General features: G+C 60.6%; 15 protein-coding genes and 1 pseudogene. 7 read left to right on the forward strand and 9 right to left on the reverse strand.

The window, feature by feature from the left end; genetic code table 11:
* Positions 1–93: 93 nt before the first annotated feature.
* Positions 94–1,411: pseudogene (locus tag LB532_RS23725) on the reverse strand (DUF2130 domain-containing protein).
* Between the two features lie 546 nt (positions 1,412–1,957).
* Positions 1,958–2,866 carry a nucleotidyltransferase and HEPN domain-containing protein gene (locus LB532_RS23730; protein WP_140640718.1) on the reverse strand — a complete coding sequence of 303 codons (909 nt, stop codon included), beginning with the start codon at positions 2,864–2,866 and terminating at the stop codon, positions 1,958–1,960.
* A gap of 172 nt (positions 2,867–3,038) precedes the next feature.
* Here LB532_RS23730 and LB532_RS30225 point away from each other — a divergent pair, with 172 nt between their 5' ends.
* The 6 genes from LB532_RS30225 to LB532_RS23760 all read left to right on the forward strand — a co-directional run bounded on the left by LB532_RS30225 (position 3,039) and on the right by LB532_RS23760 (position 9,486).
* Entirely contained in the window at positions 3,039–3,872 is an 834-nt protein-coding gene (locus LB532_RS30225) for a response regulator transcription factor (RefSeq protein ID WP_140640720.1), read from the forward strand.
* 239 nt (positions 3,873–4,111) lie between these two features.
* Entirely contained in the window at positions 4,112–4,993 is an 882-nt protein-coding gene (locus LB532_RS23740; RefSeq protein WP_224557267.1) for a GHMP kinase, read from the forward strand.
* Positions 4,994–5,018: 25 nt separating this feature from the next.
* Entirely contained in the window at positions 5,019–6,062 is a 1,044-nt protein-coding gene (locus LB532_RS23745; protein WP_140640724.1) for a pyridoxal-phosphate dependent enzyme, read from the forward strand.
* A gap of 582 nt (positions 6,063–6,644) precedes the next feature.
* Positions 6,645–7,490, forward strand: coding sequence for an MFS transporter (locus LB532_RS23750; RefSeq protein ID WP_224557269.1), 846 nt, complete (start codon positions 6,645–6,647; stop codon positions 7,488–7,490).
* Positions 7,447–8,064 (forward strand): GNAT family N-acetyltransferase, encoded by a 618-nt coding sequence (locus LB532_RS23755; RefSeq protein ID WP_140640728.1) that lies wholly within the window; start codon positions 7,447–7,449, stop codon positions 8,062–8,064. The genes LB532_RS23750 and LB532_RS23755 overlap by 44 nt, the downstream gene beginning before the upstream one ends.
* A 75-nt stretch (positions 8,065–8,139) precedes the next feature.
* On the forward strand, positions 8,140–9,486 hold the full coding sequence (locus LB532_RS23760; protein ID WP_140640730.1) for an MmgE/PrpD family protein: 1,347 nt from the start codon (positions 8,140–8,142) through the stop codon (positions 9,484–9,486).
* A gap of 139 nt (positions 9,487–9,625) precedes the next feature.
* Here the strand turns inward: LB532_RS23760 and LB532_RS23765 are convergent, their stop codons facing one another.
* From LB532_RS23765 to ehuB, 7 genes are all read right to left on the reverse strand, one after another.
* Positions 9,626–10,066 carry a MucR family transcriptional regulator gene (locus tag LB532_RS23765; RefSeq protein ID WP_140640732.1) on the reverse strand — a complete coding sequence of 147 codons (441 nt, stop codon included), beginning with the start codon at positions 10,064–10,066 and terminating at the stop codon, positions 9,626–9,628.
* A gap of 298 nt (positions 10,067–10,364) precedes the next feature.
* Entirely contained in the window at positions 10,365–11,555 is a 1,191-nt protein-coding gene (locus tag LB532_RS23770) for a pyridoxal-phosphate dependent enzyme (RefSeq protein ID WP_210239899.1), read from the reverse strand.
* On the reverse strand, positions 11,524–12,558 hold the full coding sequence (locus LB532_RS23775) for a succinylglutamate desuccinylase/aspartoacylase family protein (RefSeq protein ID WP_140640734.1): 1,035 nt from the start codon (positions 12,556–12,558) through the stop codon (positions 11,524–11,526). Before LB532_RS23775 ends, LB532_RS23770 begins: the two co-directional genes overlap by 32 nt.
* 17 nt (positions 12,559–12,575) lie before the next feature.
* A complete protein-coding gene (locus LB532_RS23780) occupies positions 12,576–13,391 on the reverse strand; it encodes an amino acid ABC transporter ATP-binding protein (protein ID WP_224557271.1) in 816 nt (271 codons plus the stop codon).
* On the reverse strand, positions 13,388–14,047 hold the full coding sequence (locus LB532_RS23785) for an amino acid ABC transporter permease (protein ID WP_140640736.1): 660 nt from the start codon (positions 14,045–14,047) through the stop codon (positions 13,388–13,390). Before LB532_RS23785 ends, LB532_RS23780 begins: the two co-directional genes overlap by 4 nt.
* On the reverse strand, positions 14,037–14,696 hold the full coding sequence (locus LB532_RS23790) for an amino acid ABC transporter permease (RefSeq protein ID WP_140640737.1): 660 nt from the start codon (positions 14,694–14,696) through the stop codon (positions 14,037–14,039). Before LB532_RS23790 ends, LB532_RS23785 begins: the two co-directional genes overlap by 11 nt.
* 126 nt (positions 14,697–14,822) lie before the next feature.
* The gene (ehuB, locus tag LB532_RS23795; protein ID WP_224557273.1) at positions 14,823–15,824 is read right to left on the reverse strand and encodes an ectoine/hydroxyectoine ABC transporter substrate-binding protein EhuB; all 1,002 of its coding nucleotides are present in this window, start codon (positions 15,822–15,824) and stop codon (positions 14,823–14,825) included.
* A gap of 49 nt (positions 15,825–15,873) precedes the next feature.
* Here ehuB and LB532_RS23800 point away from each other — a divergent pair, with 49 nt between their 5' ends.
* Positions 15,874–16,617 (forward strand): GntR family transcriptional regulator, encoded by a 744-nt coding sequence (locus LB532_RS23800; RefSeq protein ID WP_140640739.1) that lies wholly within the window; start codon positions 15,874–15,876, stop codon positions 16,615–16,617.
* The last annotated feature ends 7 nt before the right edge of the window (positions 16,618–16,624 follow it).

The raw sequence follows: 16,624 nt of genomic DNA on the forward strand, positions 1-16,624 counted from the left end.
CGGGGCCGGCTAAATGGCAGCTAACTGTTCAGCTGCTGCCAATACCAGACAGTCCGGTATCGGCCCCAATTCCAGCCGTTCCAGAAAGACCTACTAATCGGTTTCGGAAAGGGGTCCTGCAACAGCCAGCACTTCGAGGCCTTCGATTTCTTGCATCACCTTCCCAGCGATGCCTTGGAGGTCGCCATACATGCCGACTGTCGATTCGATCACTCCTTGAATCTGAACTTCTCGCTTGGCCCATAGTCGGATGGTAGCTTTGCGCTCGCGTGCAAGATCGTCCTGCATGTCGGAACTTTTCAACGATGGCCTCGATGCGCTGCCGGAAACGTGGGCCGGTCAAATACCCATAGACCAGCTCCATCTTTGACGCTTGACCGACTTGGACTAACCGGGAGTTGGACAATTCGACCAGCGATTGCCGCAGCATTACAGCGATGGGAACGGCGCACTTGGGATGAGCGACATATACGCCATCGACCAGGTCGAACGTCTCAACGCCCGGGGGTAGGGCTTCAGAAATCAGCAACGCGATATCCGCCTTTGCGGCTCGCTGATCAGTCCTCAGCTTGGCGAGCCAACCCTGACTCCAATTCTTGGTGCGCTTTGATTCCCACAAAATGGCTCCGCATTGCTGACCAGCCGGACCCACTACCCGCTGCAGCACATCACCACCAAACTCGCCCTTCGCAACCGGCTCGATCACGTCGACGGGGAAGCGGCTGCTGATCAGCCCTTCCAACTCCAACTCCAGAGCTTCACCTTGCAACTGCCGAGAGCCCTGTTCAGCGCGGCGCTTCAGGTCCTCGATCTGGCGCTGCATGCCGGCGATTTGTGCCTCTTTTTCGACGATCTTCATTTTGAGGCCATCCTCGGCATCAGACCTCGCCTTCGCACGAACAGCGTCCAGTCCGTCCTGCACCTTGCGCTCGATTGTGAGAGCCATTTCTCTCCGCTCGTCTTCCAGCGCGCGCTGCTTCGTGAGGAACTCTGCCTGCTGCTTCTGTGCCTGTTCGAGCTTGTCATCGCGAGCCTTCAGCGTCTCCTCCAACTCGGCAACCTTGCGGTCGCGCTCGTCTAAATCGGCTGAGAGCAAAAGCTTTGCCTTGCGAGCCTCGTCGGCCGCAATGTGGCCGCGCTCGATCCTGACCTTCTCGGCAACGAGGCTCTCGACCTCTTCCTTAGCGACCGCGACTTCTCGGCGCTGATGCACGAGTTCTTCTTCTCTGAGGGCGATCGCTGCGTTCGTCTGGGCGATGCGCTGCTCGTACTCCTCCCGTGTAGCAGCGATCAGCGGCCCCGCGAGCGACTCGTTGAGCTTGATATCCGTCTTGCAGCTCGAGCAGGTGATCGTCGGCTCGCTGAAAATCTTGTCGCCGCGCAGCGTCTTGCTGACAGGTTGAACGGTCATCGAAGTTAGCCTCGGAAGAATCGGTTTCCTTATGGCGGTAGCTTAGCCGATACCTGGAGCGACGAACGGAACGAAAACAGAACAGTCTGAACACTCCACTGAATTGAGTTGCTTGAACGGGCGCCGTGATAGTTCGTAAAATGGCGCGCTTAACTGTCCAGCAACGTCCAGGGACGAGCCGCTACATCCACCTCAAAATGTGGGGTGCAATGAGGGCTTTGATGATAGTGGCCATGAAATTTTCAAGCGATTCAATAGGCTAGCAATGGCAATGGCGGAGAGAGCGGGATTCGAACCACCGACCTCTGCCTTCGGAGCAATTTAGAGTTCGGATCATCTGAAATCGCGATTGATTGCTATGCTTCAGGAGAGCCTTCTCTGTCTGACGAGCCGTTCTTTGGAGCAGAGGCGACCTCTTCGAACGGCCGCTTCCAGGCTGCTCACTCAATGCACCGAACGGCTGAGAGGAGGCACTAAGCGGACTGTCGATTCAGCAAACTTCTCGGACGCCTTTTGGGATCGCCGTAGGAGTTTATAAAATAATTGTTAGCCGCCTGCTGCTTCCCTCATTCTTGCTAAATATTCCAGGCAAATCTCCTCGGCGCATTTGTGGAGTTCTGCCGTGCGCCCACCTAGCCAGACGAGAGCTTCATCACTGATAGCGTAGTATTTAGAGTAGCGGGCCTTCACATACGCCTCGTTTAAAGTGTTGAACCAAGCGCGATGACGCTGCTGTTCTCGGGGCCACACCTCTGATAACCGTCGATCCTGATCCTCGGCGAGTCCTCTGAGAAAACTCAGTTTGTGGGAAGGTGGGCTGTAGTTAGTGAGTACCAGGAGCAATGTTGCGTAGGCATGCTCTATCGCCTGGTGCAGCTCGAACGCAGAATGGTTGTAATCGCCCTCGGTCAGATAGAACTGAGCCCCCTTAGCAAACACTTTGGCCCCGGCAAAGCGGGATTCAAAATGTTCTTTGGCCGTCTCATACACCGCTTCCGGCGTAAGCGGCTTGGGTTCGGCCAGTGGCTCTTCATCGAGTTCGTAGAGGACAATGCCATCGCGGCGAATGTCGGTGAAAAAGTACTGCCCCTGGCGTAGCGCCGTGTTCACGAAGCGGCGGCTGTGCACGATGAAGCTGGTCGGCGTCTTGATGGCGCGGTCGCGTTCCAGCCGATCCTTGGCCTTGTACCAGTAGGCGAAGTCGGACAGCTTGTTGTTGTTGACGACCACCAACAGATCGAAATCACTGCGATATCCCTTCATCGTCAGCGGCTCGTCCACCCAGTCGCCGCGGGCATAGGAGCCGAACAGGATAATCTTCAGGATACGGCCGCTCTTCTTCCAGTCCGCGCTGCTTTCGGCCAGCGCGTCCTCGAACTCGGCATGCAGGATTTCGACCACGCGGGCCAGCTCTTCCTGCTTGTGCTCCGGTAAATGATTGATGCTGGTCTTCATCCTGGCCGGTTCGAGGGTTGTGAACTTGGGGGCAAGAAGCGTGCTTGAGGCAGGCTTCAGCATAGGGGGGAGGCTGTCGGGGCGCCGGCTGGGCCAGATTCTAGCATGAGTAGATTCGCTCCACAATTCATATGGTCGCGCAGAAAAGCCGGCGCAAGACACTTCGCTGGCAGTGGCTGACGTGATCCGAGCATTCACCGCGGCTTTGTTGTCATCCATGACCCGATCTGCCATTCTTGATTGCGTCGCGACGGAATCGATCCGCGCAACCGACCTGGAACGCAGCCAAAACTCTGAGCTGCCCATGAAGCCATTGATCGCGATCTGCTCGCAGGATGCGGATTTCTATCTGCTCCTCAGCCACATCCTGGAGGTCGACGGTTTTGCCTGCACCTTGGCCTCCTCCATCGAGGACGTGCTGTCCCTTGCCTCCGAAAGGCCGCTCCAGGCGGTGTTGCTGGACTGTCGGGTCGGCAATCATCTGGCGGCACAGAGTGCCCGGATCAAGCAGCACGCTCCCGCGGGCGCCCTCCCCTGTGTGGCGCTGGTCCACGCCAGCGCGGAGGCGCAGCACATCCAGCTCTTGCAGTCCGGCGTCGACGAGTGCTTTATCCGGCCCTTCGCGCCGGCCAAGCTGCTCCAGTACCTGCGCTCGCGCCTCGCCATCGGCCAGGGGCTGGGATCAGCGCCCCAGGGCGCCAAACCGCTCATATACTGCGATGTCGAAATGCGGCTCGACACGCATCGCGTTCGCTGCGCCGGCAAGGCGATCGCGCTCGGACCGATCGAGTTCAAGTTGCTGCGCCACATGCTGGAGAACCCGGAGAAGGTGCTCAGCCGCGACGAGCTGATTGGCGTTGCCTGGGCCAGCAGCCGCGGCGTTAGCACGCGCACGGTCGATGTCCACATCAGTCAGCTGCGAAAGCTGCTCAGCCAGTGCTCGCGCGCCGCCGCCATCCGTACCGTCAGACTCGCCGGATACGCGCTGGCGCGCACGCCATCCTGATCATCCCTTCAGTTCCGTTCCAAGTGTCGCCGGTGACGACCGCTCCCTCATGCAGATCTTTTGGGATTGGCGCCTTTGCACCAATGTATAACGTCAGCCAATAATAGATTAAAGCGGGCGCGATGTATATAGCACAAAAGATTGTTATGTTTACCGTTGCGCCATGCACCCCCTCCTGACAGCATACGCTTTGACTTACATCAGTATCAACTAATACGTTGTTTCGCGAGGGAATGTTCATGCCAGCGAGGGCGGGATGTGGCGTGGCCATCGGCCACCATGGCGAGCTGGTCCAAGGCCTGTTCGAAGATGATGGCGCCCGCCTGCGGCGCGCGCTGGTCTCCCTGCCCTGCCGTCAGCTGAAATCGAGGGCCCGCTTCAACGCAAGCGACAGCGATCACGTCGATGTCCTGCCGGGCTCATGCGAGAAGGCAAGGCGCGCCGCCGAATTGACGATCTCACGGTTCGCTCGCCCCGGAACTGGCGGCGATCTCGTAATAAACAGCAACATCCCCGTCGGCCGCGGCATGGGATCGTCAACGGCTGACGTCTTGGCGAGCATCCAGGCGGTGCTGGATTACATGGAGATCGAGGCGGCGTCGGACGAAGTCATGCGCATCGCAGTCAGCGCGGAAACGGCTTGCGACTCCACCCTGTTCAAACGGCTGGCCGTGCTTTTTGCGCATCGTGAAGGAATCGTCATGGAAGCGTTCCGCCGGCCGCTGCCGCCCATCGATCTGATCAGCATCGATACGACGCCGGAGGTGACGGTCGATACGCTCGCCTACGAGCCGGCGCGCTATGATGCCCTGGAGATCGAGACCTTTCGACCACTGCGCAGCCTGCTGCGGTCGGCCATCAGGCACGCTGACGCGCGCATGCTTGGCAGGGTTGCGACCGCAAGCGCGCGGATCAACGAGCGCTTCTTGCCAAAGCCAGGGTTGGACGAGATCGAAACCATAGGCGGCCGGTTCAATGCCATAGGCGTCCAGGTCGCCCATAGCGGCACCGTCGTCGGGTTGATGTTCGATGCACTCGATCCGAACGCGCCCATGAACATCGACGGCGCGACAGATGCGTTACGATCCTCCGGTTTCGAGCCGGCAATCTTCCGCCACTGATGCCCGGGCGGGAAGGAGCAGCTTGATGTCGATCCATACGCTGATGCGCAAACTGGAGGATTTCGAGGGGCCGCGCCTCGTTCCGCTTAGCGCAAATCTCTTTGGCGCGAGTTTCTTTCTCATGAAGCTCCTGCCAGCCCGGTTCATGCTCGAACGGGCCGTGGATCAGGGGCGTTTGAGACCGGGAGCGACAATCTGCGAATCTTCGTCGGGAACCTTTGGCCTGGCCCTGGCCATGCTGGCGGTTCAGCAGGGCTACCGGCTGATCCTGGTCAGCGACTGGGCGCTCGATCGCCATCTCCATCAACGCCTCATCGAACTGGGAGCCGAGGTGACGATTGTGGATAGTCCGGCGCCCTGCGGCGGGCTGCAGCAGTCGCGGCTTGATCGCCTGCATGTGTATCTGCGCGACATTAGGGGCAGCTATTGGCCTTCGCAGTACTACAATCGCGACAACTCGCTCTCCTACGGCAAGGTTGCCGAACAGTTGATAGACCGGGTCGGAAAGCTGGACTGTCTGGTTGGTCCGGTCGGATCGGGTGGTTCCATGAGTGGGACATCCCGCTACCTGAGGACGCTGTTTCCCGACCTGCACGCCATCGGCGTCGACACGCCGGGCAGCGTGCTGTTCGGCCAGCCCAGTGGCAAGCTCAATCTCAGTGGCCTTGGCGGCAACATCCTTCCTGGCAATGTCGATCACAGCCAGTTTGACGAGGTGCACTGGCTCACCCCGGCAGAGGTCTTTCACGCGACCCATCAGCTGCATCGTGAGCATGGGCTTTTCATGGGGCCGACCAGCGGCGCGGCCTACAGGGTCGCCGAGTGGTGGTCGCGCAACAACCCCGACAAGACGGTGGTGGTGATGTTCCCCGACGAGGGACACCGGTATGTCGAAACCGTCTACGACCAGCAATGGCTGGAGACCATTGCCGGTTGGCCGGGCCCATCCCCAGCCAGTCCCGTCACGGTGGGTGCACCAACCGAGCTGATGTCGGCATGGTCGCGCTTTGCGTGGAGACGCAGGACGCTGGACGAGGTACTTGCCCAAGCCCGCGACCGGCACGACTAGCGCACACTTTGTAAACGGTCTCGCAAGCCCGCAGATCGATCGGGCAAGTGGCTAGTTCAGGCGCGTGACGGGCGTGTGCACGCAACCGGCAGCGAACATGGGCGACGGGACCGTCCAGGCGATTAAGGAGCTGCGCCATGAAATTTCTTAGTCAGGCACCAAAATCTCTTTATCCCAGGGTGCTGTGCCGGACCCAGTCCACCCTGCCGATCTACGCCATGCTTCTCGCCATGCAGTGCGCACGCAGCATGTACATTGTCCTGGTCTCCTGGCTCGCGCTGCAGATCACCGGCGAAATCGCTTCGGTCGGGAGGGTCCTGATCTGCTGGCAATTGCTGGCTTTCACGATGGGACCGTTGCTCGGGCCGCTGATCGACCGCTCGTGCCGGCGTAGGGTGTTCGTGATTGGCGAGACTGTCCATGGCGCCGGTGTGGGCCTGCTAGCCTTGGTCACCTGGACCTATTCTCCTCAACACACGCCGATCTCGCTGCTTTACGCCACCGCCTGCTTCATCTCTGTCGGTTCACTGCTCCTATCCCAGCAGCCAGGGGCTGATACAGCTGGCCGGCGCACGGGCGCTGATGCGCGTCGTGTCCGCCGGCATTTTTTCCAGCCAGATCGGCAACATTGTCGGCGCGGCAATTGCTGGGCTCTGCCTCGGGCTTGTCGGCGTAACCGGCGGCCTAACCGTTTGCGCGGCCTCGTCCATTCTGGCTGCCGTGTTCGCCAGCCTTCTCGATGACAAGGATGCCACCGGCACGATGCATCCCGGTCTGCACGCGCCGGACTTGATCGCAGGTCTTCGCGAGACCGTGGCAAGTCCTCGTCTGAGATTGGCGGGCGTTGCCCTGTTGCTGGTCTACGCATCGGCGCATGCATCTAACGCGCTTCTGGCCGGCTTCGCACGCTATGAGCTGAAGCTTCCCTCCAGCCATTATGGGTGGCTTGCCGCTATGTATTCAGGCGGTGGTTTGATCGGAAGCCTAAGCCTCGCCTGGCTTTCCGGCATGGCGAGGGAAAGGCTCCTCATTGGTACGGGAACCCTACTGCTCGCCTGCGCCACCGCTGTCTTCTCGACCTCCCGAACCCTGGCCGCGGCTGTGCTTTGGCAGGGTCTCATCGGCCTGTCCTTCATGATGGTTCGTGCCGGCAGCGACGTGACGATACTCAAGGCCACGCCAAGCGGGATGGTTGGCCGCGTCCGCAGCAATATCGACGCCGCGATCGGACTTGTGGCAGTCCTAATTTATCTTCTGCCCAGTCTTATGCCGGGTATTCCTGCTCGCCACATCTTCCTCGGTCTTGCCGGCCTGTTTGCCTGCGCCAGCTGCGGGATTGTTTGGATGCAATGGCGCCAATCTCGAGCTGAGCACGCGCTCAGTCATGCTGTGGATGCAGCCCACCCCTCCGCTGGCCCGGCGATCTGAGAAAAAGAAGCCTATGCCGACACAATCGAAATCCGCCGAGGCAGCATTTGCGAACTCGCCGCCGATCAGGTCCCGCCTGAGCGGCGTCAGCCTGCGCCGCGTAGGGGTCTGCGATCGGGCCGCCATCAAGAAGCTGGTGCTCGACCCCGAACAGGAACAGTTCGCTGGATCGGTAGACGTCGTTTTCGACCAGCTGCAAAACAGCCACCATCCAGAGCTCGAACACCCCTTTGCAATTGTCGCCTCCAGCAAGACGGTCGGCTTCTTCATCCTGCGCGAGAAGCAGGCATTGCCACCGTGGGCGCCGGCAGATGCAGTCACCTTGCACAGTTTCCGCATCTGCCGCGCTTTGCAGGGCAAGGGCTATGGCCGGGCCGGCGTAGATCTGGCGATCTCCTGGCTGCGGCGGCAGCGCCCCTACGTCAGACAGCTGATGCTTGCGGTCAACGGCCGCAACGCGGCGGCGAAATCGGTGTATCTCAAAGCGGGTTTCAGCGACACCGGAGAGATCTTCCATGGCCCGATCGGCGATCAAAACATCCTCACCGCGCCCATCCGGCGCGACCTCGGTTGAGGCAATTTTGCAAAGCGCGGTCTTTTCTTTCCAATCGCTAAGGTATACTAGGTATATCAAATCGGGAGGGACGCGATGCAGTTTGTGACACACCAATTGGCCGAATTTGCCTGCAACGCCGGCTACCAGGATCTCCCGGATTCGGTGGTTGAGAAGACCGAGCGTGCCATTCTCGACACGATCGCAGCACTTGTCGGCGGCGTGCCGACCGAAAATGCGCGGCTCTCTCGCGCCGCCGCGCGGACCTGCTTCGGGCCGGGTTCAGCCCATGCCTGGTTCGCCGAGGCCGGGTTGCATCCGCTGGCCGCCCTATTTGCCAATTGCGCGGCGGCAAGTTCCCTCGACATCGATGACGGCCATTGCCTTGCAGCGGGTCATCCCGGCGCGGCCATTGTTCCTGCCGTGCTGATGGAGGCAGCGCGCCTCCGCAGCGATGGCCATGATGTGCTCACTGCTACGGCCCTTGGCTATGATGTTGCCTTGCGCATCGCCGCCGCCCGGTGCTTCACCGACACCATGAGCTTTGCCAGTGGTCAATGGACCGGCTTTGGCGTCGCGGCCGCAATCGGCTGGCTTCGCAGGATGCAAGCCGACCAGATTGCACACGCAATGGCCATTGCAGGTGCCGAAGCGCCGCAAAACCTGCCGCAGGGAGATTGCCAAGCGAGTTCAGTCAAGGGCAGCAGCCCCTGGTCGACCGTCACAGCCCTGTTCGCCGTCGAACGGGCCGGGGTCGGTATGAGCGGATCGGTCGACATGCTGGACCGTCCCCATGCCTATAATGTCGGCGCCATCACCGCCGATCTTGGCAGTCGCTGGTTGATCGCCGAGACCTATCTCAAACCCTATGCCGCCTGCCGCTACACGCATCCGGTTATCGATGCCGTGCTCACGCTGGTTGCAGGTCGTAGCCATGGCGAGCCGATCGAGCGCCTTGTCGTTGAAATTTTTCCCGAAGCGCGAAAGCTGCCCAACGAAATCGCGCCGAATTCGCTGGAAGGCGGACAGTTTTCCGTGCCCTTTGCCGCGGCACTTGCCGCATTGCGAGGCGCCGAGGCTTTCCGCCCTTTGCGGCCCTGCTCGCTTTGCGACCCCGACGTGGTGGCACTCGCGGCGAAAGTCGAACTCCGCTATCCCGACGAACTGTCCGCTATCTTCCCGCAGTGTACCCCGGCGCGGGTTACGATGGTTATTGACGGGCGCGAACGTGTCGCAGATGTGCCGCGGCCCTTGGGCGATGCCGGCAATCCCATGGACCGATCAGCCGTCGAGCAGAAGCTGTACGACCTCGGCCGCGACACGCTTTCGCAGGCTCGGCTCGGGCAAGTCCTCCAGTCCATAACGTTGCTTAAGGAGCGAGAGGTTGCTCCCCTGCTTACATGCGTTAGAGCTGAACCGGTTGCCCACGCTCACGCGTCTTGAACCGGGTGCATCTGCATCGAACCGCTTGGCATACTGTTGGAGCAATCTGCGACTGTCGGGTGGATGACCACCCGCGTCGCAGGTGTCGCCGCTGACGGATACTGCGGCATTGCCGCTGAACGTTGAGCAGCCCGCCGGGCTATGCGTTTGCCTTGCGCTTCGCTCTCACCGCTTTTGCTGGAGGAGCCGCCTTGCGGCCGAGCCCGCTCGCTTTCGCCAAGGCTGACCGTTGCGCGGCATAGCTTGGCGCCACCATCGGATAATCTCTGGCCAAGCCCCATTTCGCCCTGTATGCGTCCGGCGTCAGGCCAAGCAAGCCCAAGTGACGCTTCATCGACTTGAACTTTCGACCGTTTTCCAAACTAATGATGTAGTCAGGGAACACAGACTTCCTTGGATTTACGGCGGGGACGGGTTCGGGTTCAGGTGCGACCGCCGGCTGCTTGAGCTTCGACAACGCCGCATGAACGCTGGTGATCAGATCGGGCAAGCCCGTTGTCGGCAGCGGATTGTTTTGAACGTAAGCGGCCACCACGTCGGCAGTCAAACTGATGAGTTCGCCGCTGTCGATCTTGTCCAATTGTGACTCCTGTATTGCCTGTATTGCCCCTCGATCCCCTTCCTATTGCGGAAATCTTGGGCTTGCAACACCGAGCTTCAGATAGGCAAGTGGATCATCAACGACATGCGTCGGCAACCCGACTCCCAATGCTAAGTTTGGCAATCGAAGATCCAAAACTGCCAGTCGCATATGGACTGCGTTGGGGGTGGTGGTCCCGCGTCATGGCCGACCGGGTTGTACCCGTGGGCGATGCCAGCGCCTGCCATTTGCAAAGCTGTCGACGCCTCGCAAGACCGATGGACCAAAGCCCGGACCGTTACTCTATCGGGGTAATCGGATGTGAGTAGGCCTGGTATTCGGAAAAGCCACTCGAGGTGCCGACCAACACGACCACAGCATCCGAGGCAGCCGCGCCTTCGCAGACGAGCTTGCGCAGGCCGGTCAAAGCCGACGCGCTCGACAGTTCCAGATAAAGGCCGCAGCGCGCCAGCCGCTTTTGATCGGCGCAGGTCATTTCGTCTTCAACCACGACCGCCGACCCTCTGCAGGCGGCAATCGCCTCGAGGGCCTGATAGGTCACCGTCGAACCGCCAATTGAAGTCAAGGCCGAATGGCCTTCGAAATGGCCGCGATAATCAGCCCCTGCAAGCACCCGTGAAATGCGTCCGAAGGGCTCGACCGCATGGATGCGGGGCCGTTTGTCGATGAACCCTGCCGTCTCCAGATCGCGATAGCCGCGCGCGATGCCCCAAAGCAGATCCGCTCTTGATGTCGGAACGACGATATCGGTGCATGCCTCGGGCCCAAGCTGGAGAAAGACCTCGAACGCAAGCGCCCTGTAGCCATCCACACCGAACGGATTGCTTCCCACTGCCGGAAGGATGAAGTTGGTGGCCGGGTACCATTCGCCGGCGCGGATCTTCTCGGCGAGCACCTGCCAGCGGCGTTGCGGCGTGGGCGCAGCCAGCAAGGTCGCTCCATGCATCTCGATCGCTCGTCGCCAGTTCGGGTTCATGTCGGGCGTGGTGACGATCACGCAATTCAGCCCGGCGTGAGCCGCGTAGGCGGCCAGAGAGACGCCGGCATTGCCGCTGGAGGCCGCGGCAACCGTCGAGGCGCCGATCTCCAAGGCACGCTGCACGACAAATCTGCTCATTCGGTCCTTGTGGGACCCCGTCGGGTTGGCGCCCTCGTTCTTGAGATGGAGCGCGCGCACGCCGAGCTCTTTGGCAAGCCCATCCAGCCGAACTAAAGGTGTGTTGCCCTCCCCCAGTGTTGGGCAGTCCGGGTAGATCTGCCAGTCGGCGACGTGCTCAAGCGAAGTGGGAAACGCCTCATACTCGGTCGCCAGGCTCGCCGGCATATTGCGGCTGAAGCAGCTCGGGCACCCTTCAAAGTAGTCCGCAACGGGAAAAACGCACCGGCAACGAATACAGCGCAGGCCGCTCACGCGCGGATTGAGCCTGCGGCATGAACTAGGCATGCGATGCCCGATCTGGCCCGACATCGATATCTTCCATCACCTTGAACAGGCAATCGCCAGGCTCGGTGAGCGACGGTGCCCTGCGACACGCGACCAGCCCTGACGTTGCGAAGAACAGGGTTTCCGGCTCGCGCGTCGGCAGATCCGGAAAGTGGATGTGCCCGGCGATCTGGCCGCCAACCACCTCATCACCAATGTCGGCGGCCGGTTCGAAAATGCCCCGGCTGTGGGCATAGACGAACGCGTCATGGCCCTTGACCGTCATGAACCGCGTCGGCGAAGCCGGTTGTGTCGCGAGATCGCGCAGAATGCCCTGGTCCTTCAGGATGCGCTTCAATCCAGCTTCGGCGAGCGCCAATCCTTCTTTGCGCAAGGTCGCACCACCGCCAAGCTCCGTCGTTAGCACAAGCGCGCCCTGTTGCTGCGCAGCCGCTGCCAGGGTGGTCAGTCCGCCACCGCCAGTCCCATCACTGACAAAGCTGATCGGGGCGCCGAACAGGCGCAGCAGGCGCAGCAGCTTTTCATGCTCCTCGACGGTCCGACCTGGCCGCACCAGCGCGCTCACCGCATAGTCGAGGGAACGTCCCCCGGAGTGAAGATCAACCACAATGTCGGCCATCGGGATCAGCACCTGGCAGACGTAGTGGGCGATCATCTGCGTCGGCGAGCCGGCGGCATCTCCTGGAAACGACCGATTGAGATTGCCCTCATCGAGCGGCGAAACGCGGCGGCCAGCAGCCACGGCCGGAGAGTTGAGGCCCGGTAGGATGATAAGCCGCCCAGAAACCTGGTCGTGCCGGATCTCCCGTGCCAGTTTGCAAAGCGCGATCTGGCCCTCGTACTCGTCTCCATGATTGCCGGCTATGAGTAGCGCCGTCGGGCCGCTGCCGTTCTTGATGCAGACCAGCGGGATGGGCACCCAGCCATAGGCGGACAGGTCGGTCGAATGCGGTAGCCGCAGACAGTCCGACTGCTTGCCGTCGGCATCATAGTCGATCGGGGTCCAGATGCGCGTCTGACCGGTCATGTTCCACCCACTCCATTTCAGCGAAGCATTGTGTCCAGGAAGCGCCGCGTCCGCTCCTGCCTTGGCGCGGAGAAGAAGGTGGCCGGCGATGCGGTCTCGATGACGCGCCCCTGGTCCATGAACACCACGTGATCGGCGACCTCACGTGCAAAACCCATTTCGTGCGTCACGCAAAGCATCGTGATGCCATCGCTGGCGAGTTCGACCATGACATCGAGCACTTCCTTGACCATCTCGGGATCGAGCGACGATGTCGGCTCGTCAAACAGCATGATCTTGGGATGCATGCTCAGGGCACGGGCTATCGCGACGCGCTGCTGCTGGCCGCCTGACAGCTGGGCAGGATATTTGTGCGCCTGGTCGGCTACCCCGACCCGTTCGAGATAACGAAGCGCCATCCCTGCCGCCTCGGTCTTCGATTTGCCAAGCACGCGCCTCAAAGCCAAGGTGCAGTTGGCCATGACAGTCAGATGCGGAAACAGATTGAACTGTTGAAACACCATCCCGATTCCGCGCCGCAATCGCTGCAACCGCTTGGGCTCCCGGATCAGTTCGTCGCCATCGACACGAACGACGCCTTGCTGGAACGTTTCCAACCCGTTCAGGCATCTGACGAACGTCGACTTTCCCGATCCGGACGGGCCGCAGATCACGATCCGGGCGCCCTGCGCCACCGCAAGATCGATGTCTTTCAAAGCGTGGAAGCCGCCGAACCATTTGTTGAGCCCAACCGTTTCCAGGGCTGGCGCTTGCCCGGCAGGCGCGGTGCCGGCTTGCCCAGCCTCTATGGCTGCACAACCAGCTTGGCGCATGGTGCGTGGCGCCTCATTCATCGTTTTGCTGGCTCCAGCAGCTTGCGTTCAACCAACGTCACCACACGCGCGATCGTCAGCGCCAGGAGAAGAAAGACGAGGCCGACGACGGTCAGGGGTTCGGCGTAACGGTAGGTGTCGGAGGCGATATCGAACGCCTTGCCCAGCATTTCCGGGACGGCGATCACGGCCAGGTAGGGCGTTGCCTTCAGGATCGAGACGAAATAGTTCCCGACCGGGGCAGCGACGTTGCGCAGCATCTGGGGAGCCAGGATGAACAACACGACGTCGGTCCGCCGCAATCCCAAGGCTTTGGCGGCTTCAGCTTGGCCTTGGGGGATGGCGTCGATGCCAGCCTTGAAGACCTCGGCGAGATAGCCGCTGAAATAGACGCTCAAGCCCAATATGCCGACAAGCAGCGCGGGCAGCGTGACACCGTAGTGCGGCAGGACGAAGTAGAGAAAATAGAGCCACGCCAGCACCGGCGTGGAGCGAATGAAGTCAATCACGAAGCGCATCAGATAGCCGGGCGCGGATGCCGCTCGCCGTGTGATCTCAAAGCAGAAGCCCAGGACCGAGGCGCCGGCGCAACCGGCCAACGCAATGCCGATCGTGGTTCCCATCACGCTCAGGATCGTGGGAACGGTCGAGACGGCGAATTCGAGGTTAAAGTTCATTTGCCAACCTCGCGCCGACGCCTGTCCGATGCTCGATCCAGCGGCCAAACAATGCAACAGGATAGCAGACCACGAAATAGGCGAGCAGAAGCGATGTGTAGACGCCGACGGGATTGTATTCGAGCTCGGCGATCTCCTTTGCCCGAAAGGTCATGTCCGTCAGGGTGACAAGCGAAACCAGGGCCGTTCCCTTAATCAGCTGGATGAACTGGTTTATGAAGGTCGGCGCCATCCTGGTCAGGGCCTGAGGCAACTCGATCAGCGCCAGCACATGTCGTCGCGGCAGGCCCAGCGCAGCAGCAGCTTCGATCTGTCCTCGATCGAGCGACTGGAGGCCCGCTCTGACGGCCTGGCTCCCATATCCTCCCGCATTCAGCCCCAGCACCATCGCGCTGACGACAGTCGCTGACAGCTGAATGCCGATGATCGGCAGCACGTAGTAGAAGACGAAGAGCAGTATGATCACGGCCGAACTGCGCCAGAACTCGATGACCGCGCTGACCGCGACCCGCGCCAGGCCTCTTGTCAAGTACTGCGCCACGCCGAAGATCAAGGCGAATGGCACGGCAAACAGTAAACCCAATGCAGTGACCGTTGCCGTAGTGCGGAACCCTGCGAAAATTCCCACGAATATCTCAACAATGCTCACGCCTGAACATCCTCGCTCTTGGCCGACCCGCATCCTGAGAGCCTGATTGCCGCGCCCTGCGGCCTGGCTGTCGCCGCTGATCCAGCCGCCAGCCTGTCCATCGCGGCTACTCCATTCCGACGCCGCTCAGTCCTGCCCGGCGCAGATCTGCTCGCTGGTCAGATCCGGCGCGGCTTCCTGATCACTGAAGCCGTTCTTAGCCATGATGCTTGCCAACCTGCCGTCGCTTTTCAGTAGCTTCAGACGGGAATTGTACATGTCGCGAAGATCGCCATCCTCCTTGCGAAAGGCAATGGCTGAATAACCGTAGCGTTCCTTCCCCCGGTCTTGCAGGCCCTCGAAAGGCAATGCGCGTTCGATACCCTGGACATTGTTGTCGGACAGGATGCGCGCAACCGTCGGCGCCGAAAACGCGGCGACATCGATCCTGCCGGTGAGCAAGGCCGACACATTCGACTGGATGTCCGGGAACAGCAGCATGTTGATATCGGCAACGCCGGCGGCGGCGGCGTTCTTGGCCGTCGCGCTGCCCCGCCCCACGCCAAATTTTATCTCGGGGTTCGCCGCGATCTGCGCGTAACTGTGAACATTCTTCGGGTTGCCCTTGGCGACCAGGGCAGCGTCGGCAAGCTTCAGGTCGGGGTCGCTGAAGGCGACGAGTTCACACCGCTCTGGGGTAATGTAAAGGCCGGCTGCAATGGCATCGAAGCGCTGCGCCATCAGCCCAGGTATCAAGGCACCGAACTCGGTGACCACCAGTTCCACCTGGTTGACACCGAGGTCCTTGAAAGCCGCCTTAATCAGGTCCGGATGAAAGCCCTCCGGCTCACCGTCCACGCCGCGAAAACCCCAGGGCGCGCCATTGGATATGCCAATGACGATCTTGCCTTGTCGCAACACCCGCTGCCCGGTCGTTTCAGCTCGCAACGAGGCTGCGCTGATAAGCAGGATGGCAAAAGCGGTCGCCGCGGCGGCCATTGTCCTGAGCAGTCCAACCTTGCTGGCCATGCGATATTCCTCGTTGATGACGAGGAGATAGACCGGGTATACCAGGTATGTCAAGATTTTATGAAGGAAATGTTTGAGCCCCGTTAAACGATCATGAACGGACGGAGGAGGGATGGACATTCTTTAGCCGGTGCGGTAGGTATTCCTGGTATACTTTACGGAGTGAGGAATGGCTGGACAGATCGGGACTGCTTTACATGAGACCGTGCGGCAGGAGATCACGCGTCGTGTGCGCAGTGCGGAGTACGGCATTGGTCAATCCTTGCCCTCCGCCGCCAGCCTGGCAGAGGATTTTGGCGTCAGCAAAATTACGGTCAAGCGGGCGCTGCGCGATCTGCAGTCCGCCGGGATCCTGAGATCGGTGCGTGGGCTGGGAACCTTTGTCAGAGAGCAACGAAGGTTCATTCGCGATCTCGATTTTTCTCTTACCTCCTATGACGACGCCTTACGGCTTGGCCTGAAGCCCTCCATTCACCTCATCTCGTTCACGCGGGAAAAAATACACGATCCAGCCTTCGACGTGCTCGAACCGCCAACCGGGCTGATGTTGTGCGTGCGCAAGGTGATCTTTGCCGACGATACGCCCATCATGTACGACACATCCTATCTGCCTCACTCGGTGAGCGATCAGGTGCTCGAGGAGTTTAGAGAGAAATTCATCAGCGACGTATTGCGCGATCACGGAACCCAATTCACCAAGACCAAACTGCTGATCGATGCCGCACTCGCCTCGGAGGACGCGCAGCAGACCTTCTCCATTCCGAACGGATACCCAACGCTGCGTCGCCTGTATCGACTGAGCACGAGCGAGGAATCCTTCTCAGTGTTCGGAGTAACCGAATCTCCTTTCGACGGGCTGGCCTGCGTTGTGGAACTCGATGCCGCTCAAAAGGCCCCCAGGCGGAGAAAATAGCACCGGG

It is taken from the genome of Mesorhizobium sp. ESP-6-2 (assembly GCF_020164675.1).
Classification (GTDB): Bacteria; Pseudomonadota; Alphaproteobacteria; order Rhizobiales; family Rhizobiaceae; genus Mesorhizobium.